Origin of the sequence: Burkholderia sp. IO2 (assembly GCF_029522185.1) — a bacterium.
Lineage (GTDB): Bacteria > Pseudomonadota > Gammaproteobacteria > Burkholderiales > Burkholderiaceae > Burkholderia > Burkholderia cenocepacia.
The window spans coordinates 165,162-188,089 of record NZ_JAKWFH010000003.1; the positions used below are offsets into that span (position 1 = coordinate 165,162).

Annotated in this window: 23 protein-coding genes; 10 read left to right on the forward strand and 13 right to left on the reverse strand. The window is 68.4% G+C overall.

The genetic code is table 11. The features are described from left to right. Positions 1-25: 25 nt before the first annotated feature. A complete protein-coding gene (locus tag MMB92_RS03115; RefSeq protein ID WP_012493085.1) occupies positions 26-445 on the reverse strand; it encodes a secondary thiamine-phosphate synthase enzyme YjbQ in 420 nt (139 codons plus the stop codon). 10 nt (positions 446-455) lie between these two features. Continuing rightward, positions 456-782 (reverse strand): thioredoxin family protein, encoded by a 327-nt coding sequence (locus tag MMB92_RS03120; protein ID WP_006485487.1) that lies wholly within the window; start codon positions 780-782, stop codon positions 456-458. Positions 783-993: 211 nt separating this feature from the next. On the opposite strand from MMB92_RS03120, the gene MMB92_RS03125 reads away from it, so the two are divergent. From MMB92_RS03125 to MMB92_RS03145, 5 genes are all read left to right on the forward strand, one after another. Next, complete coding sequence (locus MMB92_RS03125) at positions 994-1,695, forward strand: flavin reductase family protein (RefSeq protein WP_069353699.1); 702 nt, start codon at positions 994-996, stop codon at positions 1,693-1,695. 22 nt (positions 1,696-1,717) lie between these two features. After that, positions 1,718-3,151 carry an MFS transporter gene (locus MMB92_RS03130; RefSeq protein WP_080747331.1) on the forward strand — a complete coding sequence of 478 codons (1,434 nt, stop codon included), beginning with the start codon at positions 1,718-1,720 and terminating at the stop codon, positions 3,149-3,151. 53 nt (positions 3,152-3,204) lie between these two features. Further along, positions 3,205-3,537, forward strand: a complete 333-nt coding sequence (locus tag MMB92_RS03135; protein WP_006493310.1) for a DUF2322 family protein — start codon at positions 3,205-3,207, stop codon at positions 3,535-3,537. Positions 3,538-3,643: 106 nt separating this feature from the next. Next, the gene (locus MMB92_RS03140; RefSeq protein ID WP_277562507.1) at positions 3,644-4,513 is read left to right on the forward strand and encodes a PASTA domain-containing protein; all 870 of its coding nucleotides are present in this window, start codon (positions 3,644-3,646) and stop codon (positions 4,511-4,513) included. Between the two features lie 142 nt (positions 4,514-4,655). Continuing rightward, entirely contained in the window at positions 4,656-5,288 is a 633-nt protein-coding gene (locus tag MMB92_RS03145; RefSeq protein ID WP_277562508.1) for a LysE family translocator, read from the forward strand. Positions 5,289-5,342: 54 nt separating this feature from the next. Here the strand turns inward: MMB92_RS03145 and MMB92_RS03150 are convergent, their stop codons facing one another. From MMB92_RS03150 to MMB92_RS03160, 3 genes are all read right to left on the reverse strand, one after another. Then, the gene (locus MMB92_RS03150) at positions 5,343-6,020 is read right to left on the reverse strand and encodes a YebB family permuted papain-like enzyme (protein ID WP_006486296.1); all 678 of its coding nucleotides are present in this window, start codon (positions 6,018-6,020) and stop codon (positions 5,343-5,345) included. Positions 6,021-6,168: 148 nt separating this feature from the next. Then, positions 6,169-6,738, reverse strand: a complete 570-nt coding sequence (locus MMB92_RS03155; protein WP_006486306.1) for a hypothetical protein — start codon at positions 6,736-6,738, stop codon at positions 6,169-6,171. A 225-nt stretch (positions 6,739-6,963) separates the two neighbouring features. Next, a complete protein-coding gene (locus MMB92_RS03160; RefSeq protein WP_006486309.1) occupies positions 6,964-7,422 on the reverse strand; it encodes an Lrp/AsnC family transcriptional regulator in 459 nt (152 codons plus the stop codon). A gap of 125 nt (positions 7,423-7,547) precedes the next feature. Between MMB92_RS03160 and MMB92_RS03165 the strand changes: the two genes are divergently transcribed. From MMB92_RS03165 to surE, 3 genes are all read left to right on the forward strand, one after another. Further along, on the forward strand, positions 7,548-8,282 hold the full coding sequence (locus MMB92_RS03165; protein ID WP_058902653.1) for an AzlC family ABC transporter permease: 735 nt from the start codon (positions 7,548-7,550) through the stop codon (positions 8,280-8,282). After that, a complete protein-coding gene (locus tag MMB92_RS03170; protein ID WP_006486305.1) occupies positions 8,275-8,583 on the forward strand; it encodes an AzlD family protein in 309 nt (102 codons plus the stop codon). Before MMB92_RS03165 ends, MMB92_RS03170 begins: the two co-directional genes overlap by 8 nt. A 189-nt stretch (positions 8,584-8,772) precedes the next feature. Next, on the forward strand, positions 8,773-9,552 hold the full coding sequence (surE, locus tag MMB92_RS03175; RefSeq protein WP_006494616.1) for a 5'/3'-nucleotidase SurE: 780 nt from the start codon (positions 8,773-8,775) through the stop codon (positions 9,550-9,552). 87 nt (positions 9,553-9,639) lie between these two features. Here the strand turns inward: surE and MMB92_RS03180 are convergent, their stop codons facing one another. From MMB92_RS03180 to MMB92_RS03200, 5 genes are all read right to left on the reverse strand, one after another. Further along, a complete protein-coding gene (locus MMB92_RS03180; protein WP_034202882.1) occupies positions 9,640-10,461 on the reverse strand; it encodes an SDR family oxidoreductase in 822 nt (273 codons plus the stop codon). Positions 10,462-10,613: 152 nt separating this feature from the next. Next, positions 10,614-13,292 carry a GH92 family glycosyl hydrolase gene (locus tag MMB92_RS03185; RefSeq protein ID WP_060265462.1) on the reverse strand — a complete coding sequence of 893 codons (2,679 nt, stop codon included), beginning with the start codon at positions 13,290-13,292 and terminating at the stop codon, positions 10,614-10,616. Between the two features lie 65 nt (positions 13,293-13,357). Then, positions 13,358-15,823: a GH92 family glycosyl hydrolase gene (locus MMB92_RS03190; protein ID WP_277562509.1), complete on the reverse strand. Its 2,466-nt coding sequence runs from the start codon at positions 15,821-15,823 to the stop codon at positions 13,358-13,360. 326 nt (positions 15,824-16,149) lie between these two features. After that, complete coding sequence (locus MMB92_RS03195; RefSeq protein WP_006488377.1) at positions 16,150-16,617, reverse strand: cupin domain-containing protein; 468 nt, start codon at positions 16,615-16,617, stop codon at positions 16,150-16,152. Between the two features lie 119 nt (positions 16,618-16,736). After that, on the reverse strand, positions 16,737-17,960 hold the full coding sequence (locus MMB92_RS03200; protein ID WP_006488437.1) for a Zn-dependent hydrolase: 1,224 nt from the start codon (positions 17,958-17,960) through the stop codon (positions 16,737-16,739). Positions 17,961-18,104: 144 nt separating this feature from the next. Here MMB92_RS03200 and MMB92_RS03205 point away from each other — a divergent pair, with 144 nt between their 5' ends. Continuing rightward, positions 18,105-19,022, forward strand: coding sequence for a LysR substrate-binding domain-containing protein (locus tag MMB92_RS03205; RefSeq protein ID WP_006494622.1), 918 nt, complete (start codon positions 18,105-18,107; stop codon positions 19,020-19,022). 3 nt (positions 19,023-19,025) lie between these two features. On the opposite strand, the gene MMB92_RS03210 is transcribed toward MMB92_RS03205, so the two are convergent. The 3 genes from MMB92_RS03210 to MMB92_RS03220 form a co-directional block, all read right to left on the reverse strand. Then, the gene (locus MMB92_RS03210) at positions 19,026-20,378 is read right to left on the reverse strand and encodes a pyridoxal-dependent decarboxylase (RefSeq protein WP_277562510.1); all 1,353 of its coding nucleotides are present in this window, start codon (positions 20,376-20,378) and stop codon (positions 19,026-19,028) included. 20 nt (positions 20,379-20,398) lie between these two features. Next, complete coding sequence (locus MMB92_RS03215; protein ID WP_006494624.1) at positions 20,399-20,698, reverse strand: helix-turn-helix domain-containing protein; 300 nt, start codon at positions 20,696-20,698, stop codon at positions 20,399-20,401. 177 nt (positions 20,699-20,875) lie between these two features. Continuing rightward, positions 20,876-21,757, reverse strand: a complete 882-nt coding sequence (locus tag MMB92_RS03220; protein ID WP_277562511.1) for a LysR family transcriptional regulator — start codon at positions 21,755-21,757, stop codon at positions 20,876-20,878. Positions 21,758-21,884: 127 nt separating this feature from the next. On the opposite strand from MMB92_RS03220, the gene MMB92_RS03225 reads away from it, so the two are divergent. Next, positions 21,885-22,922: an aldo/keto reductase gene (locus MMB92_RS03225; protein ID WP_060265452.1), complete on the forward strand. Its 1,038-nt coding sequence runs from the start codon at positions 21,885-21,887 to the stop codon at positions 22,920-22,922. The last annotated feature ends 6 nt before the right edge of the window (positions 22,923-22,928 follow it).

The following is a 22,928-nucleotide window of genomic DNA, read 5'->3' on the forward strand; positions in this document are numbered from 1 at the left end:
GTTGCCCCGCGATTCGCCTACTCGCCTACTCGCCGAGCAGATGCAGCACGATATCGCGCCGGTGCGCCGCGCGACGATGCTCGAACAGATAGATCCCCTGCCACGTGCCGAGCACCATGCGTCCGTGCTCGACCGGGATCGATAGTTGCACCTGCGTGAGCGCCGTGCGCAGATGCGCGGGCATGTCGTCGGCGCCTTCGGTGTCGTGCTCGTAGCGCGTGTCGTCCTCGGGCGCGAGCGTCGCGAAATAGCGTTCGATATCGCGCTGCACCGACGGATCCGCGTTCTCCTGGATCAGCAGCGACGCCGACGTATGGCGGCAGAACACCGTGAGCAGGCCGGTTCGGATCGCCTGCTGGTCGACGAACGCGCGCACCTGCGGCGTAATTTCGACGAGGCCGCCGCCGCGCGTGTCGACGCCGACGTGCGTGATGGCCTGTTGCATCGCCATGACCTCAGGCCAGCGCGGCGAAGCCGTCGGCTTCGATCTGTTTCGCGTCGGCGGGGCGCACGACGCGTGCGACTTCGACCCCGTCGCGCAGGAACACCAGCGTCGGCCACAGCTTCACGCCGAACGAGCGGCCGAGCGGACGGCCGGGGCCGTCCTCGATCTTCAAGTGCCGCACGGCAGGATGCGCGGAGAACGACGCCGTGATCGCGGGCTGCGCGCCTGCGCAGATCCCGCACCAGTTCGCGCCGAATTCGATGACGGTTGCGCCGCCCAGTGCGTCGACTTCCGCGCGGGTCGGCGCGTTGGCGGTGTAGCGTTGCTCGGTGTCCATCAGGCCCTCGTGTGCGTTGGCGGAACGTGACTGCACGCGCCGGCGCGATGCGGGCGGGTGCGGCCTTCGATTTCTTACTGTAGCGGAAAAGCCCGCGCGCTGCCGGCGCGGTCCGCGCGCATCGTCCGGAATGACACGACAAGATTCGGAGCGCCGCATCGCCGCGACGGGATCAGCATGGGAACCGATCCCGTCAACAAAGGCCTCGACCATGAATGCACCGCATTGCGTCACCGAACCGAACATCCTCTACTTCGGCACGCCCGTCGTGCTGGTCAGCACGCTGAACGAAAACGGCACGGCCAATCTCGCGCCGATCTCGTCCGCGTTCTGGCTCGGCTGGCGCGGCGTGATCGGCATCGCTGCCAGTTCGCAGACCACCCGCAACCTGCTGCGCACCGGCGAATGCGTGCTGAACCTGCCGTCGTCGGCGCAGGCGGACGCGGTCGACCGGATCGCGCGCACGACGGGCACGTACCCGGTACCCGACGGCAAACGCGCGAAGGGCTACGTATTCGAACCGGACAAGTTCGGCACGGCTGGGCTGACCGAAGCGGCATCGCAAACCGTCACGCCGCCGCGCGCGCTCGAATGCCCGGTGCACATGGAGGCGATCGTCGCGGCCACCTACGGAATCGGCGACGACACGCCCGACCTGCGCGGCCGCATCCGCGTGTTCGAGCTGCGCATCCAGCGCGTGCACGTGCATCCCGACCTGCTGATGGACGGTCATCCGGACCGCATCGATCCGGACAAGTGGTCGCCGCTGATCATGAGCTTCCAGAAGTTTTACGGGCTGGCGCCGCAGCAGGTGCATCCGTCGCGGCTCGCCGAGATTCCCGAACGCGCGTATCGCAGCCCCGACATCGAGCGTTCGCGCGACGCGGGCATGCTGGCCGGTAGCGCACGGTAATGAAGCGCGTGGGAGAACGCCTGTGAATCCGATACGCCGCCCTGCTGCCCCCCGTGCGGCCGATGTCGCCGCGCCGGCCCGGCACCGCCTGGCACTGCCGGCGCTGTGCATCGCCGTGCTGATCGCGCAGATCGACACGGCGATCGTCAATCTCGCGACCGAACCGATCGGCACCGCGTTCGGCGCCCGCGTCGGTGCGCTGCAATGGGTGATCGACGCGTACAACCTCGCGTATGCCGTGCTGCTGCTCACGGGCGGCCTGATCGGCGACCTGTACGGCAGGCGGCGTGCATTCGTGCTCGGCGCGACGGTGTTGAGCGGCGCGTCGGTCGTGTGCGCGCTCGCGCCGACGCTGGGCGTGCTGATCGCGGGCCGCGCGCTCGCCGGCGCGGGCGCCGCGCTGCTGATCCCCGCGTCGCTCGCGATCGTCCGCGTGCTCTGGCGCCATCCGGCCGAACGCGCACGCGCGCTCGGCATCTGGGCCGCGTGCGGCGGCATCGCGATGATCGTCGGCCCGACGCTCGGCGGCGTGCTGATCCACGCGCTCGGCTGGCGCAGCATCTTCGGCGTCGTGATTCCGTTCGGCATCGCCGCGATCGCACTCACCAGCGCCGTCGTGCCGGAATCAGCCGATCCGCGGGGCCGGCGCTTCGATCCGGCCGCGCAGGTGCTCGGTGCGATCGCGATCGGCTGCGTCGTATTCGCGACGATCGACGCGCGCCACGACCCGCAGCGCGCGGCGCTGCTGATCGGGACCGGCGCGGCCGCGATCGCGCTGTTCGTGCGGATCGAACGGCGACTCGGCACGGCCGCGCTCGTGCCGCTCGACCTGTTCGCGAATCGCGCGTTCCGCGGGATGCTGGTCGGCAACGGCGCGATGACGTTCGGCGGCTACGGGATGCTGTTCGTGCTCCCGCTCGCATGGCAAAGCCACCACGTGCTCGACGCCAGCGGCGCCGGCCTCGCACTGCTGCCGATGTCGGTGCCGTTCGCGCTCGTGTCGTTCGGCTCAGGTGCCGTTGCGGCCCGCGTCGGCGCACGCACGGCCGGCGCGGGCGGCGTCGCGCTGATGGGGCTCGGGCTCGCCGCGATCGGTATCGGCGCGGCCGGGTCGACGAATCCGCACGCGCCGATGCTCGCGTGGGCCGAGGCGGGGCTCGCGCTGACCGGCACGGGCCTCGGCCTCGCGGTCGGCTCGCTGGCCGCGACGGCCGTCGGCGCAGTCGACGCCGCGCGCGCCGGCACGGCGGCATCGCTGATGAACGTGACGCGGATGATCGGCGCGGTCTTCGGCGTCGCGCTGCTGGGCGCGCTGTACGACGCGTGCGGCGGCGGCGCGTCGGGGCTGCGGGTCGCGATGCTGACGGGCAGCGCGCTGCAGCTCGCGGGCGCGGCGCTCGCGTGGCGCACGGCCAGCACCGGCACGCGGGCCGGCGCACCGAGGCCGATCGGATAAGATACGGTCGGCCACGCACCTTGGCCCATGACCGAACCGACGGAGTGTTTTCAGTGATTCAACCGACCCCAGTATTCAAGGACAACCTCGCGCAACTGCCGGCCATCGACGGCATCGCGCGCATCGATCTCGTCGGCGCGAACGGCGACGTGGTCGCGACCATCGAGAACCAGCCAGGCAAGCAGGGCTCGCTCGCGGTGTACCACTATCTGAAGCAGGCGTTCGGCACGCTCGACGCGAAAGCGGCCGAGCACGGCCTCGCGGTGTTCGCCGAGCATACGGCCGACGCGCGCAATCGTCCGGGCGCGCACCCGAACGTCGATCGTCTGCTGGCGATCGTGGCCGGCGGCGACGCACTGCGCATCGACGTCGTCGCGAAGGACTGAGTCGGCGGCGACACGTACGCGTGCCGCCAGGCGGCGCGCGCGACCGTGACGGACGGGCGAAAAAGCGCTTGCCGCGCCCGTCCCACTTTCCCCGGAGACAACCAGCGTGCTTCCTTCCGTTGCCTCGCCGCTCACCCGGCATCTGGCGTCGATCGTTTCGGTCGCGGTATTTGCCGGCGCCACGTTCGGCGGCACGGCATCGGCCAAGCCGCTGCGCACGGCCTCCGATATCGCCGGAGCGTCGCTCGTGCCGCTCGGCACGCTGCCGCACTCGCCTGAAAGAGGTTCGCTCGATCCGTTCTGCACGCGATATCGCGCGAAGCCGACCACGGCGGCCGGCCGCGAAGTCGCGAAGCGCGACTGGATCGTGACATCCGAGGCACCGCTTGGGCGCTACACGGTCGTGAGCTTCGCGAGCGGATTCAACGCCGGCACGAGCGCAATCTGTTTCGCGCGCAACGGCAACCTCGGCGTATTCGAGGGCGCGACGCTCGTCGCGCTGGGCTACACGGCGCGCAAGGCAGGCTGGCAGCTCGGCTCGGTCGATCGTCTGGAGAATGGTGCACTGCTCGTCTGGGGCGGCGACGGCCCCGGAGCGCCCGTCGGCGAGCTGCACGAGGAAAACGGCGGCCTGCGGCTGACCCGCGTCGCCGCCGAAAGCACGCACTGCAGCGGCCGCGCGGTCGTGCCGAACGTATACGGCAAGCCGCTCGACGCGGCCCGCAAGATACTGATCGCGCATGGCTGGCAACCGCTGCGGCCGCGCGAGAAGCCGGACGCGATGGACGGGGCTGCAACGCTCGCGAAGCACGGCATTATCGAAGCCGAAGCGTGCTCGGGCACCGGCATCGGGTATTGCGCGCTGCGCTACCGGAATGCGGCCGGCGTGCTCGGCGTGACGACGGTGGGCGGCGAGCCGGACCGGCCTTCCAAGAACACCGTGATCGACTATCAGGTTGCCTGTCGCAAGCAGTGAACGGCGTGCAGGCGGCGCATGCGCGATGCATGCGTCATGCGATCCGTGCCGCCAGGCCATCGTCCGTTCGCTCGATTGACCGGCTTCGCCCGCCCTCCTAAACTGGATTCCCTTTTACGCCGCACTCGCAAAAGGGACTGCCATGATCGACTTCTCCGCGCTCGCGCTGTTCTCCGGCGCGTGTCTCGCGCTGACCATTACGCCGGGCCCCGACATGTTGCTGATCGCGTCCCGCAGTGTGAGCCAGGGGCGACGCGCCGGCTTCGCGACGCTCGCGGGCATCCAGGCCGGCACCTACTGCCACGCGCTCGCGGCCGCGTTCGGTCTGTCGCAGCTGTTCGTTGCGGTGCCGCTCGCCTATGACGCGGTGCGCTTCGCAGGCGCCGCGTATCTGCTGTATCTCGCGTGGAAAACCTTCCGTTCGAGTGCGGCCGCGTTGTCGCCCGTCGCGTCGCCACGTCGCCATTCGACCGCGACGATCTTTCGCCAAGGGCTGACGACGAACCTGCTGAACCCGAAGATGGCGCTGTTCGTGCTCGCGCTGTTCCCGCAGTTCGTGCGGCCCGAGCACGGCTCGATCGCCGTGCAGATTCTCGTGCTCGCGACGGTGCTCAACCTGATCGGGATCGTCGTGAACGGCGCAGTGATTCTGTCCGCGAGCCGGCTGAGCCAGCGGATCGGCGCGCGCCGCCGGCCGTCGAAAGTACCGCAGTATCTGCTGGGGTCGGTGTTCGTGGGGCTGGCGGCGCGGCTCGCGATAGCGGGACGGCACTGAGGGCAGCCAGCAGCGCGAACGGAACCGTGCGCGCCCCGACGACACGCGAGGCCGTCAGTCGTCGCGACCGGTACCCGAATCACGCGTGTCCATCACCACGCGCAACGCACCGCTATCGAGGATGCTTGCCGGCGTCACCGTGCGGCGGTGCCACGGAATCCGGCCGAAATACCAGATCCTCCAGAAGCCGAGCGGATGATCGGGATTCCGGTGCAGCAGCGTGTAGAAGGTCTCGACGTCGCCGAGCACGATCCGCGTCGCCTCGCACACGACCTCGCGCACGAAACGTGAGCAAAACTGCCGGCGCGACGCGAGATTGAAACCCGTGTCGTAGACCACACCGATCCGGCGCATCGCCGCGGCGACGAGTTCGCGACGCTGCGCGGCGTCGAGCGGCTGCCTGAGCCGCGCGATCACGCATGCGCCGCGATCGGAGCGAGCGAGAAACCGCGACATCGTCGTGACGCGCGACAGCGGAAACGTGCTTTCGGCGATCAGCGTCTCGCCGCCACGCTCGCCGACGACGATGCCGACGTGATTCGTCCATGAACGCGTCGCGCTCGCCACTTCGAGAAACGGCCGCACGGTGACGCGGATGAAGACGATGTCGCCGATTTCCGGTTCGGCCGGCAACGGCTCGGCAAGCGAGTCGGGAGCGCCGGCGAAAAGGAGCCGCCGGCGCGCGCCGGGCGAACGGATCAGAAGCGGCTGGCGGCCGGTGTCGACGACCATACGAACCTCGCGCGAGTGGACATGGCGCGAGCATGGCAGGCGCAGCCGCACGCCGCATCCGCTTCATCTGCAAGGGCGGGAATCCGCGCCGCCGGGTGGCGGATTTCGATACTGGCGTGACACGCGAAGCGCCCGAACCCAGCACCCTTCAGCGCGTCGCACCCAGCGCCACGCGCAGCCGCTCCATCAACCGCGTGTAATGCCGCAGCACGTCGTCCTTCGACACGACATTCGCGGTCGAGAAACGCTCGGACCATGCCGGCTTCCATTGATACGAACCGTGCACGCTGCGATCGCCGTCGGGCGCCTGGATCAGCGAGCGGATCCGCGCGTCGCGGCCCGGCCCCGTATGCATCTCGAACAACGCGTGGATGAACGTGTGATACGCGTCGTACACGTCGTCGTCGAACAGGTAGCGGTATATGTGGAACGTGCGGTCGAGGTCACGCTTCGCGCGGATCACGTCGTCCGGCGAGATGTCCTTCCAGTAACCGATCCACGTGTAGAAGCACAGCAGCGCATTGAGCTGCGGCGCGACCGTGTCGTACAGCGAGAGCCGCTTCTCGATCAGCCGCTGGTTGGTCCACTGCACGAGCTCGAGCCGCTTCAGTCGGCGCGCGACGAGCCAGCCGAGACAGGCGACCGACAACGGCGTCAGCACGCCGAGCGCGAGCTTGACGATTTCCAGCGAATTCCACGGCGTATTGAATGGCTGCATGTAGGGCTCGACAGGAAGAAACGCATCCTCTGCGACGCGCGGCCCGGCGCGCCACGCAGCGCCGCTGGGCCGATCGCGTCGGCATTGACCGTTAGTTGCTTGCACATCGAACAGTACGCGAGCGCACCGGCACTCCGTGCGACGCGACTCACCCCGTCAGTGTATCGGGCGATTGTCACCGCGCGATGACCGCGCGTCGACGCGCCACCGCGCGCCCGCTTCGCGCTAGGTCGGTAGCGCCGACGTGAGCTTGACCTTCTGCATCGGAATGTCGGTCTTCACGCTGAGCACGCCGGGGATGCGCGTCAGGTATTCCATCTGGAAGCGCCGGTAATCGTCGATGTCGGCCGCGACGACGCGCAGCAGGAAATCGCAGTCGCCGGCCATCAGGTGGCATTCGACGACTTCTGGCATCTGCTGGACGGCCTCGGCGAAACGGTTCACCGATTCCGCGTCCTGCCCCTTCAGCCACACGCGCGTGAAGATCGTCAGCCCCTTGCCGACCTTCGCCGGGTTCAGCACGGCCACGTACTTCTCGATCACGCCGGCTTCCTCGAGCAGCCGTACGCGCCGCAGGCACGGCGACGGCGACAGCCCCACCTCGTGCGCGAGCTCCACGTTCTGCATACGGCCGTCGCGCTGCAGCGCGCTCAGGATCCGGCGGTCGATAGCGTCAAGTTTCATTTGGCATCGGATTCCAAAAAATTCGTGTATCACGCGTTCAATGCCAAATTCTGAGAAAAATCTGGCGACAATGCAACCCGATTCGAGTCAAAAAAGCAGACAATTCCTCCCCCGAAGGAGGAGTGATGAGCAGTAGCGTTTCAACGTCGTCCGGGCTTCGCAACAAGCCCGCCTATGTCGCCGAGATGGGTCGCGGTTTGCGCGCGGCGCTGCCCGTCATGCTCGGTTTCGTGCCGTTCGCGCTGGTGCTGGGCGCGCAGGCCGCGCAGAAAGGACTGAGCCTGTTCGAGGTGCCGATGATGACGGGCCTGAACTTCGGCGGCGGCTCCGAATTCGCGGCGATCCATCTGTGGACGTCGCCGCCGCACATCGCGCTGATCGTCGCGATGTCGTTCCTCGTGAATTCGCGCCACATCCTGATGGGCGCCGCGTTCGAGCCGTATATCCGGCGCCTGCCGCGCCGCCGCGCGTTCGTCGCGCTGTTCTTCATGTGCGACGAGAGCTGGGCGATGTCGCTCGCCGATGCACGCGAGCGCTCGGCCACGCACATCAGCGTGCCCTATTACGCGGGCATCTGCATCGGGCTCTATCTGACGTGGATCTCGATGACGACGCTCGGCGCGGCGGTCGGCCCGACGATCGGCAACGTCGAACAGTACGGCTTCGACATGGCGTTCACGGCCGTGTTTCTGGTGCTGCTGCGCGGCATGTGGAAAGGCGTGCGTGCGAGCCGTCCGTGGTTCGTGAGCCTCGTCGTCGCGGCGGCCACCCATCTCGCGCTGCCCGGTGCGTGGTACGTCGCGGCCGGCGCCTGCGCGGGGCTGATCGCCGCGCTGCTGTGGGAGCCGCGCGATGCCTGAGCTTCCGGATTTCGGCACGGTCGCGACGATCGTGCTGATGGCGTCGACCACCTACCTGTCGCGCATTCTCGGCTACGTGCTGCTGCGCAACCGCACGCTGAGCCCGCGCATGGCGTCGGTGATGGAGAACGTGCCCGGCTGCGTGCTGATCTCGGTGATCGCGCCGGCCTTCGTGTCGACGCGCCCGGCCGACCTGCTCGCGCTTGCACTCACGCTGCTTGCGGCGACGCGCCTGTCGATCCTGCCGACCGTCATCGTCGGCGTCGTGTCGGCCGGCCTGCTGCGCTACCTGCTCGGCTGAGCGGTGCCGCCGGCCACCCCGGCACCGCATTCCACGACACGACGAACGGGCGCGCGATGCGCCCGTTTTCACGTCCACGCCGGCCGACGTCATGCGCGCGACACGACGATCCTCGCGCGGGAGTGCTAGCCTTGTGGCTTGCGCCACGCCGCCCTTCCCGTCTGATTGCCCTTCGCGAGGATCGCCCCGATGCAAGCAACCCGCCCGCTGTTCGACCGTGTCCTGCTCACCAACGACGACGGATTCGACGCGCCCGGCCTCGACATACTCGAACAGGTCGCCACGCAACTCGCCCGCGAAGTGTGGATCGTCGCTCCAGCCGAAGACCAGAGCGGCACGTCGCATTCGCTGAGCCTGCACGAACCGCTGCGCGTGCATCGCAAGGGCGAGCACCGCTTCGCGGTGCGCGGCACGCCCGGCGACTGCGTCGCGATCGCGGTCAGCCACCTGATGAAGGGCGCGCGGCCCGACGTCGTGCTGTCCGGCGTGAATCGCGGCGCGAACCTCGGCACCGAAACGGTGTTTTCCGGCACGGTCGGCGCGGCGATGACGAGCATGCTGGTCGGCGTGCCGGCCATCGCGCTGAGCCAGGCCTTCACCGATCGCAATGCGGTGCCGTGGGGCACCGCGCTCGCGCATGCGCCGGACGTCATCCGCCGGCTCGTCGCGGCCGGCTGGGACAGCGACGCGTGCCTCAACGTGAATTTCCCGCCGCGGCCGGCCGACGACGTGCGCGGCCTGAAGGTGACGAACCAGGGCGCCGGCACGCTGCAGGGCGTCGAGATCGTGTCGGGACGCGACCCGCGCGAGATCGACTATCACTGGCTGAAGCTCGCGCGCGCGCCGCGCGACGACGATGCGGATTCGGAAACGGTCGCGCTGGGCGAAGGGTATATCGCGGTCACGCCGCTGAAGTTCGAGCGCACGCACGATCAGGCGCTCGCACGGCTGCGGTCGAACCTCGGCTGATCGATCGCGCGTTCGAACAAACCCTGCGGCGGCGCATACGATGCGCGCGCCGCCGGTTCACCGCGTCAGCCGTCGCCCGTCACCCCATCAAGTCAGGTTCAACCCGCCGTCGAGCATCACGATCTCGCCCGTCACGTAATCGGACGCGACGAGCATCGCGACCGTCTGCGCGATATCGTCCGGCGTCGCCGCGCGACGCATCGGCGCGCGCTCGCGCCAGAGCTGCTGCGCGTCCGTCCAGTCGGCGGTCAGCGGCGTATCGACGAGCCCCGGCGCGACCGCGTTGACGCGGATCGCCGGCGCGAGCGTGCGGGCGAGCAGCCGTGTCGTGTGATTGAGCGCGGCCTTCGCGGCCGCATACGGAATCGACGCGCCCTTCGGCCGCACGCCGGCATGCGAGCTGACGTTCACCACACATCCGGCCCGCCCGCGCGACGCCGACTCGCGCAGCGCGGCCTCCGCTTCGGCCACCAGCCGGAACGGCGCGATCACGTTGATTTCGTGCATCTCGCGCCACACGTCGGACGTGGCGGCCGCGAGGTCGTCATGCGCGATCACGCGGCTGACGCCCGCGTTGTTGACGAGCACGTCGAGCCGCCCGTGCACGGCGAGCGCGTCGCGAATCAATCTCACGCGCTCGGCATCGTCGGCGAGATCGGCCTGCACGTAAGCCGCGCCGAGTTCGCGCGCCATCGCACGCCCGGTCTCGGCCGAGCGACGCGAATGCAGGATCACCGCGTAGCCGTCGGCCGCGAGACGCCGCGCGACGGCCGCGCCGATCCCCGACGTCGAGCCGGTGACGAGCGCGACCGGCCGGTGCAGGCGCGCCGCGCGCGGCTCGCCGGCGGTTTCGGTTTCAGGTGCCGTTTCGGCAATCGGGGCAGACATCGGCGGCAGCGGCGCGTCCATGGCGTGGAACCCAGTCAGTGGCGTTCCCGCATCATAAGCGCGACGAGGCACAGGATCGAGGCGCAATCGATCCGGCCCCTTCGTGCCCGCCGCGCGCGCTGCCCGGTGAGTCGGGCAGCGTCGCCGGCGGCGCGCGTTGACGGCGCGCGCTGCTACTGCGCGCGGGTCGTGCCGCCGGCCGCCAGCAGCGAAGGCGCCAGCGCGCTGTTCGGGTCCTGGCCGTTCCACTGGCCGACCCACGCATCGTTCGGGGTCGAGCCCATCACGAAATCGAGCCTGCCGCCGGCCTTGATCTCGTCATAGGTGATGTACGGCCGATGCAGCGGCGCGCCGTTCAGGCTGACCGACTGCACGTAGCGATTGACCGACGACGGTGCGGCGCCCGACGCCGTATGCGCGGTGATCGTGAAGCGTCGCGCACCGCCGAACGTCAACGCGCCGCCGGTGCCGCTGCCTGATGCCATCGGGATGTCGATCGACGCCTCCTCGAACAGCGGCGTGCCGAAATAGAACACGCCGCCCACCGGATTCAGCGAATAGATGCCGAGCGCGGACAGCACGTACCACGCGGACAACTGGCCGCAGTCGTCGTTGCCGGGAATTGCCGCATCGCGCACGCGCCGCGGATCGTTCAGCGCGGCCTTCAGGCTGTCGCCGCTCAGCAATGCACGATCGCCGGCCGTGAGCGTCAGCGAGTACATGTCGTCCATCACCGTGCGCACGCGGTCCTGCGTCTTCGACGGCATGCCGGCGACGTCGTACAGGTACGGCAGGTGGTTCGCCGGTTCGTTGCCCGCGAAGTACTGGCCGCTGCGGCCGGTCAGGTCCGGGAAGCCCTGGTTGTACTGGAAGGTCAGCGGGTTGGCCGGATCGAACGTGCGGTCGAGCTGCGCGATGAACTGGCTTGTGCCGCCGAGCAGCGTGATCAACCCCGGGAAGTCGTGGAAGATGTTCCACGTGTCGACCCACGAATTCGATTCGGAGAAGTCGGTCTTCTCGGCGGCCGTCGGATCGAAGCCCGCGACCCAGTTGCCCTGCGCGCCCTTCGGCTGCGAGAACTTCCAGCCGTTGTTCGGCGCCGGGTTGAACACGTTCCGGTAGTTCTGGCTGCGTGTCAGATAAGGCTGGTAGTCGGCCGTGCTCTTGCCGGCCGCCTTGCCGACCGCGGCCGTCGCCCAGTCGTCGAACGCATAGTCCTGCGTGGTCGACACCGACGCGTTGTCGCCCGCATAGACGTAGCCGCGCTGGCGATACTGGTCGAAGCCGTGCGCGCTCGCGCGCTGCGTGGTCGTCAACGCGGTCCAGATGTCGTCGATGCCCGCGCTCGTCAGGTGCTTCAGGTACGCATCCGCGATCATCGGAATCGACGGGTGGCCGGCCATCGTGAAGGTTTCCGTTTGCGCCAGCGGCCACACCGGCAGCTCGCCCTTGCCGTTCTGCGCGAACTGCGTCAGCAGCGACTTGACCCAGCCGTCGACGCGCTCGGGCTGCACCAGCGTCATCAGTGGCGCCTCGGCGCGGAACGTGTCCCACAGCGAGAACGTCGACGAATAGTCGAAGCCCGGGTTCGCATGCTTGCTGGTGGTCGGCGGCGACGTCGTGCCGTCGTTCGACGAATCCATGCCGACGTAGCTGCCGTCCGCGTTGTTGTAGACCGTCGGCGCGAGCATCGTGCGGTACAGCGACGTGTAGAACATCGTCCGCTGGTCGGCGCTGCCGCCCTTGATCCGGACCCGGTCGAGCGCGGCGCTCCACACGCGCTCCGCCGCGCCGCGCACCTGGTCGAACGACTTCGCGCCGACTTCCGACGCGAGATTGGCCTGCGCATCCGCGATGCTCGACGGCGAGATGCCGACCTTCACCGTGACCGCGGCGCCGTCGCCGCCGTCGGCGAACGTCAGGTACGCCTTGAAGCCGTCCGCGCTGAACGCGACGTGCTGCGTATCGAACGGCTTCGAGAACCGCGCGACGAAATACGTCGGCTTGTCGTTCGCCCAGTTGTTGGTGAACTGCCAGCCGGCGATCGTCCGCGCGTCGACGACCTGGATCTTGCCGCTCGCGGTCGAGCCGCCGATCGGGTTGTCGATGCTCACGATCATGCTGCGTTTCTGCGTCGCCGCGCTCGGGAAGTACGTGTAGCGATGCACGCCCGCGTGCGTGGTCGCCGTCATTTCCGCGAGAATCTTCGCGCCCTGCACGTTCCACGGCGTGTTGCCGCTGCCGACCGGCGCCAGCTTCACCCGGTAGTAGCCGGGGCTCGCGGTTTCGTCGTCGTGGCTGAACGACGCGTCGTAGGTGATCGATGCATCGGCGGCAACCTTGGCCAGCGTCGCGGTATCGACCGGCGCGAGCGTCGGCAGGAACCGCACTTCGCCGCCCGAGCCGATGCCGGTCCCCGACAGGTGCGTATGCGTGAAGCCGGTAATGAACGGATCGTCGTACTGGTAGCCGGATGTGCGATCCCAGTTCCACGGCAGCGTATGCGCGCCGCCGGCCGTGTCCGGCCCGAGCTGCACCATGCCGAACGGCACGGTCGCGCCCGGATACACGTGGCCGTGGCCGCGCACGCCGCTGCTCCAGTCCGCGTTGATGTCGAGGTTGGCCGTGCCGATCATCGGATCGACGCTACGCAACACCGATCGCTTGTGCGCGCCGCCGTTTTCCCCCTGATCGTTCTGATCGCCCTGGTCGTTCTGGTTGCCTTGATCGTTCTGGTTGCCCGGTGCGTTCGACATCTGCGCGAGCACGCTCGCATCCGTCGCCCCCTGATCGCCCCCGCACCCCGACAACACGGCAAGGCATCCGATACCCACCACGTGACGTAGCTTCATCCGTTCGTCCCTCCCTCTCTCTGCGTCGATCCTGTCGGCAAGACCCGCTCTTCGATCCTCCCGCCCTATTGCGCGCCCGCCGCCCGCGGGAACGACGGCATCGCGGATGCATCGGCGCCCCACGTCGCGGCGCTCGCATCCGCCGTCATCGCATACGTCAGCTTCCCGCCCTTCGCGATGTGCTCGAGCGGCAGCCACGCGGCGGGCCACGACGTGCCGTTCAGCTTCAGCGACTTCACGTAGAACGACGCGCTGTCGCCCGAACCCGCGCCCGGCGCGGCGATGTGCAGCAGGCGGTAGCTGCCGTCCTGCTGCCCGACGCGCACCGTGATCGCCTCGAACTGCGGGCTCGACAGCGCAACGCCGCTCACACCCGGCACGACCGGGTAGAGACCGAGCGAGGCCCACACGTACCAGCCGGACAGTGCGCCGAGATCGTCGTTGCCGGGCAGCCCCGCCGCGCCGGGGCCAAATGCGTTGGCGAGCGACGCGTGCAGCACGCGCTGCGTATGCGACGGCGCGCCGGCCCACGCGTAGACCCACGGCACGGCCATCGTCACTTCGTTGCCGACGTAGAAATACGGCTGCTCGGTGCCGATGTTCAGGTGCGTGAAGAACGTGTCGAGCCGCTTGACGACCGGCGCGGCGCCGCCCGCCTGCGCGATCACGCCGGCGAGATCGTGCGGCACGTACCACGTGTATTGCTCGGCATTGCCTTCCATGAAGCCCGATCCGTCGGTGACCCACGCGCCGGCTGACGTCTTCGGCCGGATCGCGCCGCGATCGAACAGGTGTTGCCAGTTGCCGCTCGACTTCAGCAGCGCGCCGGCCGTCGCCGTGTCGCCAAGCGCCGTCGCGAAGCGCGACACCGCGAAATCGCGCAGGGCGTATTCGAGCGTGTTCGACGCGCTCTGGTTGTCGCCGCTGCCCGATGCGGGCACGTAGCCGAGCCGGTCGTAGTCCGCGCGGCTGCCCATCACCGGCGTGCCCGCGCACGCGGCACCCGGCGCGGTGCTGGCCTTCATGATCGACAGCGCGGCCTGCGTATCGAAGTGCGTAGCGCCGAACGCATACGCGTTCGCCGTGATGATCGAGCCCGCATCGCCGGGCATCACGGCCGTCTCCGTATTGAAGTACGCCCAGCGCGGGAACGCGCCACAGGCCTTCGCATCGAGCACGAGCGACTGCACGATGTCGCTGGTGCGCACCGGATCGAGCAGCGCCTGCAACTGGATGAACGAACGGTCGATGTCCCAGCCGGAGAAATTCGCGTACATCGTGCGGCCGTTTTCGACCCGACGCGTCGGCGCGGTCGATGCGCCGTTCGACGCGTAGAAATCCGGATACTGGCCGTTCACGTCGTTGAACACGTTCGGATGCAGCGACGCGTGATACAGCGCGGTATAGAACTTGGTCTTGTCGGCATCGCTGCCGCCCGCGACCTGGATCGCGTTCAGGCGGGCGTTCCATGCGGCGCTCGCCGCGCGGCGCACCTTGTCGAAACGCCAGTTCCGTTCGCCTCGCGCATCCGTTGCCGGATTCTCCGCACGCAGGTTCGCCTTCGCGTTCGCTTCGCTGACGAACGAGATGCCGAGCTTCATCATCACGTCCGGATGCTTGCTGTCGACGTTGAAGGTCAGCGTGACTGGGCGGTTGTTCGACAGCGCCGGCTTCGCCGCGAACGGCTGGCTGAATTCCGCGTAGTAGTAGACGGGCACCGCATGTCCGGCCCAGCAGAATCCGCCGCCCGCGATCGTGCCCGACAGCGCGCGGTCGCCGACCTGGCTGACCGTGTCACTCGTCGTGCCTTGCGCGCGGTTGTTCAGCACGGTCGGATCGATCGCGATCGTCGCCTGCTGGCCCTGCGCGAGCGCCGGGTACGTGAAGCGCGCGAAGCCGGTGCGCAACGTCGTCGTCAGCTCGGCCTTGATGCCGTTGCCGAGCGTGACGCCGTAATAGCCGGCCTGCGCGGTTTCGTTCGCGTGATCGAACGTGGCCGGCGTGCCGGCGTCGCCGGGCGCGAGCTGCGGCATCACGTTCAGGTAGCCGCCGTTCGCCCAGCAGCCGGTGCCGCTCAGATGCAGGATGCTGAATGCGTTGATCGACGTGTCGCCGTACCAGTAGCCGCCGGAGAAACCGGAGCCGTCGCCCTTGCGCCCGTCGTATTGCGCGGTGGGCGTCATCGGGCTCCACTGCATCATCCCGAACGGCACCGTCGGCCCGGGGAACGTGCCGCCGCCGAGACCCGAGCCGACCGGGTCGGCCGGCTGGTCGGTCGCGTAGTCGGTGCCGATCAGCGGGTTGACGTACTGGACGACGCGGATGTCGGCGTTTTTCCTTGCCGCTTCGTTGCCGCTTTCGTTGCCGTTGCTGTTGTCGTTGCCGCCGTTGCCGTTCTCATTGCCCTGCGACTGCGCGGACGTCGACATGTTCGCCGCCACGGCCGACGGCGAATCGCCATCGCCGCCGCAAGAAGCCACGGCCACGCACAGCGCCAGCAGCACCGTTCCCAACCCCCAGTTCCTCGACATCGCCTGTCTCCGTTTCGTTCTTGAATCAAGCCGTTGGTTCGAACTACTGAGCTTTCGATCAGGAATCTTTTCGTGACTTGTCGCGCACCCGCGCAATCGGTCGAAAATGCCGGGCGCGTATTTATTTCCGCATTCTGGTATCCGAAAAAAGCTGCGCCGACCTATCGAAATACCGGCGCCCAGAAACGGACAATGGACACCAGCGTGCCCAAATAAACGCGTTTTCTCTACCCCGTGTTTTTACGAATTTTTATTTTGTTTATCTAAACAAAAGGCGATTGATTCGATTTTTATACGGAATCCGTCACGGCGAATGCAATTCGCCATTACGGCTGTTTCGGCAGCTCGACATACTCCTCGAGCTCGCCCGCGATATAAAGCCGCTTGCCGATGCGCGGGTATTCGCACACGTCGTGCTCGAGCCGCTGGCCGCCGACGAGCAGCTCCAGCGGCGCATCGCCGGTGTTCTGCACCGTATGCGCGTCACCGCCGCGCGGAAAGCCGATGAAATCGCCGGGCCCGATTTCGCTGGCGTGCTCGCCGATCGTCACCGCGCCGGTGCCGGACAGCACGTACACGAATTCCTCTTCGTACAGGTGGCGGTGATATTCGGCCGATTCGTGACCGGGCATCAGCGTGAGCAGGTGAACGCCGAATTGGGTCAGCCCGGTCAGGTCGCTGAGCGGGCGCTTGAGACGAACGGCATTGGGATTGAGCGAATGCACCGCGCGCGTCGGTTCCATCTTCGCGATATCGGCGGCCTTCAGCAGTTCCCGGGGAAAGGGAGTCGACATGGGGATCTCGCAAGCGTGAATGCTTCGGTTGAACGCAGCGCCGGCGCGGCGCGCGCAGCGGCCATTGTCCGACATTTTCACGCTGGCAAGGGCGCGCCGAACCGCACCCGGCGACGCAGTCAACGCGCGCAATCGGCCAGCAGGTTCGCCAGCACCGACGCGCCGTGCGCGAGGTGCACCGGATCGGCATCTTCCGCTTCGTTGTGGCTGAGCCCGGCCTTGCACGGCACGAACACCATCGCGGACGGCGCGACGTATGACAGGTTCACCGCGTCGTGCCCCGCGCCGCTGCACATCTCCAGGTATGGATAGCCGGCCGCGGCCGTCGCCTGCCGCACGCGCGCGACGCAGTCCGCATCGAACACCACCGGCGCGTATTCGGCGATCGTCTGCACCTGCACGCGCGTGCCACGCAGCGCGGTGCGCTCCATGCAGATCGCCTCGATATCGGCGACGAGTTGCTGCAGCGCCGGCCGCGACGGGTGGCGCACGTCGACGCTGAAGCGCACCTTGCCCGGTATCGTGCTCGGTGAATTCGGCTCGCACGCGACATGGCCGACGGTCACGCGCGCATCGGCATCGAACGCATGGCCGTGCTCGACGATCGCGGCGATCATCGCGGCCGCCACGCCCATCGCGTCGCGGCGCACGCTCATCGGCGTCGTGCCCGCATGCGACTCGAAGCCGGTCACCGTGACGTCGAGCTCGTAAATGCCCTGCACCCCCGTCACGACGCCGATCGGCAAGCCGGCCTGCTCCAGCACCGGCCCCTGCTCGATATGCGCTTCGAAATACGCTTTCGGCATCTGTCGCTCGCGCGCGGTGCCGGCGAAACCGGTGCGTTCGAGTTCGTCGCGCAGCAGCACGCCCGTCTGCATGCACGGGCGCGTCAGGGCGTAGTCGAGATCGAGCGCGCCTGCATAGACGGCCGAGCCCATCATGCCCGGCGTGAAGCGCGAGCCCTCCTCATTGGTCCACGCGACGACGTCGATCGGGTGCCGCGTCGCGATGCCGTGCTCGTTCAGCGTGCGGATCGCCTCGAGGCCCGCGAGCACGCCATAGACGCCGTCGAAGCGGCCGCCGAGCGGCTGGGTGTCGAGATGGCTGCCGCACATCACGGCCGGCAAGCCGGGCTGCGTGCCGGGCCGGCGCGCGAACACGTTGCCGATCGGATCGATGCGGATTTCGCAGCCCGCGGCCTCGCACCATGCGATGAAGCGGCGCCGGCCTTGCGCATCGTCGTCACTCAGCGCGAGCCGGCAACTGCCGCCGTGCGCGGTCGCGCCGATCGTCGCCATCTCCATCAGCGAATCCCACAGTCTCTGCTGGTTCACGCGCATCATCGTCGCCGCTCCTGAAAAGCACCGAGCATATACACTCGACCCAATAAGAAAAATCCAAGATTTTGTTGTGGACGATAATTTTTACTTGTCACCCGGCGTTCCACCCGGACCCCCGTGCTTTCTTTCTCACTGGATCGATCGCCCATGAAGCTCAAGCAACTCGATGCGTTTCTCGCGGTCGCCGAGCATCGCACCATTCGCGGTGCGGCGCGTGCGCTCGGCGTCACGCAGCCGGCCGTCAGCGGCATCGTGCGCGAGCTCGAACACGAGCTGGGCGTGCCGCTCGTCGTGCGCAGCGTCAAGGGGATCGCGCTGACCGATTACGGCAGCGCATTCGCGATTCGCGCGCGGCTGATCGTCGAGGAGATCCAGCGCACGCGCGACGAGATCGAGCAGTTGCGGCTTGGCACGACCGGCTCGGTATCGATCGCGGTCAGCCCGACCGTCGCGTTGACGATCCTGCCGCGCGCGTTCGCGGCCTTCACGCGCGACCTGCCCGGCGCGACGCTGAACGTCGACGATGCACTGACCGCGACGGACCTCGCGCGGCTGCGCGACGGCTCGCTCGACTTCATCGTCACGCACCAACTGTCGAACGCGCTGCCGGACCCGGACGAATTCGCGAGCATTCCGTTGTTCCGCACGGCGTTCGCGGTCGTCGCGCGAAGCCGGCATCGGCTCGCGCGGGCCCGCTCGTTGCGCGAGCTCGTCGATGCGCACTGGTGCGTGCCGCGCTACGGCGAAGGCGGCGACGACCTGATCCGCTCGATCTTCATGCCGTTCGGCCTCGACGTACCGAAACGCGTGGTGCACTGCCCATCGTTTGCCGCGACGCTCGGGCTCGTGTCGCAGACGGAGGCGCTCGGCGTGTTCGCGCGACCGCTCGCCGACGTCGAACGCCAGTCGCGCGGGATCGTCGCGTTGAATCTCGCCGAGCCGATGCCGGCGCTGACGGTCGCGATCGTGATGCGGCGGCATGCGTTGCTGACGCCGGCCGCACTGCACTTCATCGAGTGCCTGAAGGGTGCGTCCGCAACCGTGTCGGCCGCGGACGACGCGTGACGCTCACCCCACGTGCACGCCGCGCAGCTTCGTCAGCAACGCAACGAGACGATCGATGTGCGCGTCCTCGGTGCGCCACGACGACACGCTGATCCGGAACGCCGGCCGCCCTTGCCACACGGTCGCGCCGAACCACACGTCGCCCGACGCCTGCGCGGCTTCGAGGATCGCCGCCGTTTCCTCGTCGGTACCGGCGCGCACGAGCACCTGGTTCAGCACGACGCGGTTCAGCACGTCGTAGCCGGCCGCACGCAGGCCGTCAGCGACCCGCGCTGCCTGCGCGCAATGCCGCTCGACCATCGTCGCGACGCCGGCGCGGCCGAGCGAACGCAGTGCGGCCCACACGGGAATGCCGCGCGCGCGGCGTGAGAATTCGAGGTTCAGGTTCTTCTGCGCATCGTGCGCGCCGCTCAGGTAGACGGCGTCGCTGTTCATCGCGGTGGCGAGCGCGGCCGCGTCGCGACAGATCACCATCGCGCCGTCGTACGGCGTGTTGAGCCATTTGTGACCGTCGGTCGTCCAGCTGTCCGCGCCGTCGATGCCGTCCGTCAGCGCGCGCTTCGACGACGCGCGCGCCCACAGGCCGAACGCGCCGTCGACGTGCACCCACGCGCCGGCCGCCTTCGCGGGCGGAATCAACGCCGCGAACGGATCGAATTCGCCGGTGTTCACTTCGCCCGCCTGCACGCAGAAAATGGTCATGTCGTCGAGCGGCGGCAACTGCGCCGGGTCGATCCGGCCGTGCGTATCGACCGGCGCGACGACGATGCGCTTCATCCCGAAGCCGAGCACGCGCAGCGCCTTCTTCACCGTGATGTGCGCGAGCGCGGAGATCACGACTTTCACTTCCGGCGCGCCGATCAGCCCGTCCTCGTCGATATCCCAGCCCTTGCGCGCGAGCAGCGCGCGCCGCGCGGCCACCAGCGCGACGAGCGTGCAGGCCGTCGCGCTCGTGCCGAAGCCGACCGCACTGCCTTCGGGCAACCCGAGCGCATCGACGACCCAGCGCGCGGTCTGGCGCTCGAGCGTGGCGGCCACCGGCGAATTCGCATACGACGACGCGCACTGGTCCCACGCGAGCATCAGCCGCTCGGCAGCCGCCGCGGCCGGCAGCGTCGCGCCGATCACGAAGCCGAAGTAGTTCGGGCCGTTCGATGCGACCGTCGCGGGCGCGCCGTGCTCGTCGAGCAGGCGCAGCACGTCGTCGGCCGGGCGGCCTGCATCGGGCAGCGGCTCGTCGAACGCAGCGAGGCCGGCGAGTGCGGCCGCGTCGGGAAACGCGCGCCGCTCGTTCGTTGCAGCCAGATACGCGTGCGCGCGCCGGTCGGCGTCGGCCAGCAAGGAAAGTTCGTCCATGTCGGTTGCCTCGGTCAGGGTCAGAGTTGCGAGAGATCGCGGCCGAGCCGCTGCAGCGCGCCGTCGATCCGCTTGTAGTACGTGAACTTGCCGACGCGGGTCGCCTGCACGAGCCCGGCATCCGCGAGGATGCGCATGTGGCGCGTGGTCGTGGCCGGCGCGATGCCGAGTTTCTCGGTGATGTACGTGCAGCACACGCCGAGCGCGTCGACGTCGCCATGCGGCTGCGGCGGGAAATGCTTGCGCGGTTGCCTGAGCCAGCGCATCACGGCCAGACGGCTTTCGTTGGCGAGCGCGCTGAGGCGGGTGACGTCGTCCATGAGGGTGCGGATTCGTTTAACGTTTTGAATATTAGCTAAATGACGAAATATGGGCAATGCAGTCGAAGGGGGATTTCGACGCATGATGACGTTCGTCGGCATGCACCGGCGCACATTCGACGTGATCGCAGCGAGATCGCCGCTTCAACCGCTCGAAGCGCGCGCAAGCAACGTGCTTCAGGCCAGCGCCTGTGCCAGCCTGTCGATCAACGCCCGCACACGCCGCGGCTGCGCCGCACGCCCCGGATAGACGATCTGCAGATCGACTTCGCCCGGCGAGAAGTCTCGAAGGATCTCGACGAGCGCGCCCGACGCCAGATCGCGCTCGACGTCGACCAGCGACTTCAGCGCGATGCCGTGCCCCGCGATGCACCACGCGCGCACGAGCGCCCCGTCGTTGGCGACGCGCCGGCCGCGCACCACCACGCGCGTCAATACGCCGTCGATGCCGAACGGCCATTCGGCGTACAGCTCCTGGCCGAAGCGCATCACGATGCAGTCGTGCGAAGCCAGCTCGTCCGGATGCGCGGGCGTGCCATGCGCAGCGAGATACGCGGGCGACGCGCACACCACGCGCCGCGCACGGCCGAGCGAATGGCTGCGCAACGAACTGTCGGCCAGCGTGCCGCGGCGGATCGCGAAATCGAGCCCCTGCCCGACGAGGTCGACATACCCGTCGCCGAGATGCAGGTCGACCGTCACGCCCGGATGGTCGGCCAGGAATGCGTCGACGACCGGTACCACGCGCTCGCGCCCGAGATCGGCCGGTGCACTCAGCCGCACCGGCCCCGACAGCGTCCGCACGCCCAGCCGCACCCGGCTTTCGAGTTCGTCGGCCTCGGCCAGCAGGCGCCGCGCACCGTCCACCAGCGTGCGCCCCTCGTCGGTCAGGCTGATCGCGCGCGTCGTACGCGTGAGCAGCGCCGCGCCGTAGTGACGCTCGAGCGCCGTCAGCCGCTCGGACACCGTGGCCGGCGACAGACCGACCTCGCGACCCGCGGCGGCCAGCCCGCCCTTCTCCACGATGCGCAGGAACAGCGCGAGGTTATCGAGCAGCATTGTTCGCTCCTTCCGAAGGATATTTTCGCCATCTTCTGGATTATCCGGGAATGGCGCAAACGGTACATTGATCGCCTGACGATCGATCCGCGGCCGCGCCGCGCCCATACGACGAAAGGAAACGCAGATGGAATACCGCACGCTCGGCCGCTCCGGCCTCCAGGTCCCCGTGCTGAGCTTCGGCGCCGGCACCTTCGGCGGCACCGGCCCGCTGTTCAGTGCATGGGGCAATACCGGCGTCGACGAAGCGCGCCGCCTGATCGACATCTGCCTCGACGCCGGCATCAACCTGTTCGACACGGCCGACGTGTATTCCGACGGCGCGTCCGAGCGGGTACTCGGCGCCGCGCTCAAGGGGCGCCGCGACCAGGTGCTGATCTCGACCAAGACGGGCCTGCCGACCGGCGACGGCCCGAACGACGCCGGCACGTCGCGCGCACGACTGGTGCGCGCCGTCGACGACGCGCTGCGCCGGCTCGACACCGACTACATCGACCTGCTGCAACTGCACGCATTCGACGCCGGCACGCCGGTCGAGGAAGTGATGTCGACGCTCGACGATCTCGTGCGCGCGGGCAAGCTGCGCTACATCGGCGTGTCGAATTTCGCCGGCTGGCAGATCATGAAGTCGCTCGCGGCGGCCGACCGGCATGGCTGGTCGCGCTACGTGGCGAACCAGGTGTACTACTCGCTCGTCGGCCGCGACTACGAATGGGACCTGATGCCGCTCGGCGCGGACCAGGGCCTCGGCGCGCTGGTGTGGAGCCCGCTCGGCTGGGGGCGGCTCACCGGCAAGATCCGGCGCAATGCGCCGCTGCCCGAAGGCAGCCGGCTGCATGAAACGGCCAGCTACGGGCCGCCGGTCGACGACGCGCGCCTGTACGACGTGGTCGATGCGCTCGATGCGATCGCGGAGGAAACCGGCAAGACGGTGCCGCAAATCGCATTGAACTGGCTGCTGCAGCGGCCGACCGTGTCGTCGGTGATCGTCGGCGCGCGCAACGAGGAACAGTTGCGGCAGAACCTCGGCGCGGTCGGCTGGGCGCTGACCGATGCGCAGGTCGCGAAACTCGATGCGGCAAGCGCGGTGGAAGCGCCGTATCCGTACTTCCCGTATCGCCGGCAAGCGGCGTTCGCGCGGCTCAATCCGCCGATGCGCGGGTAAGTCGTG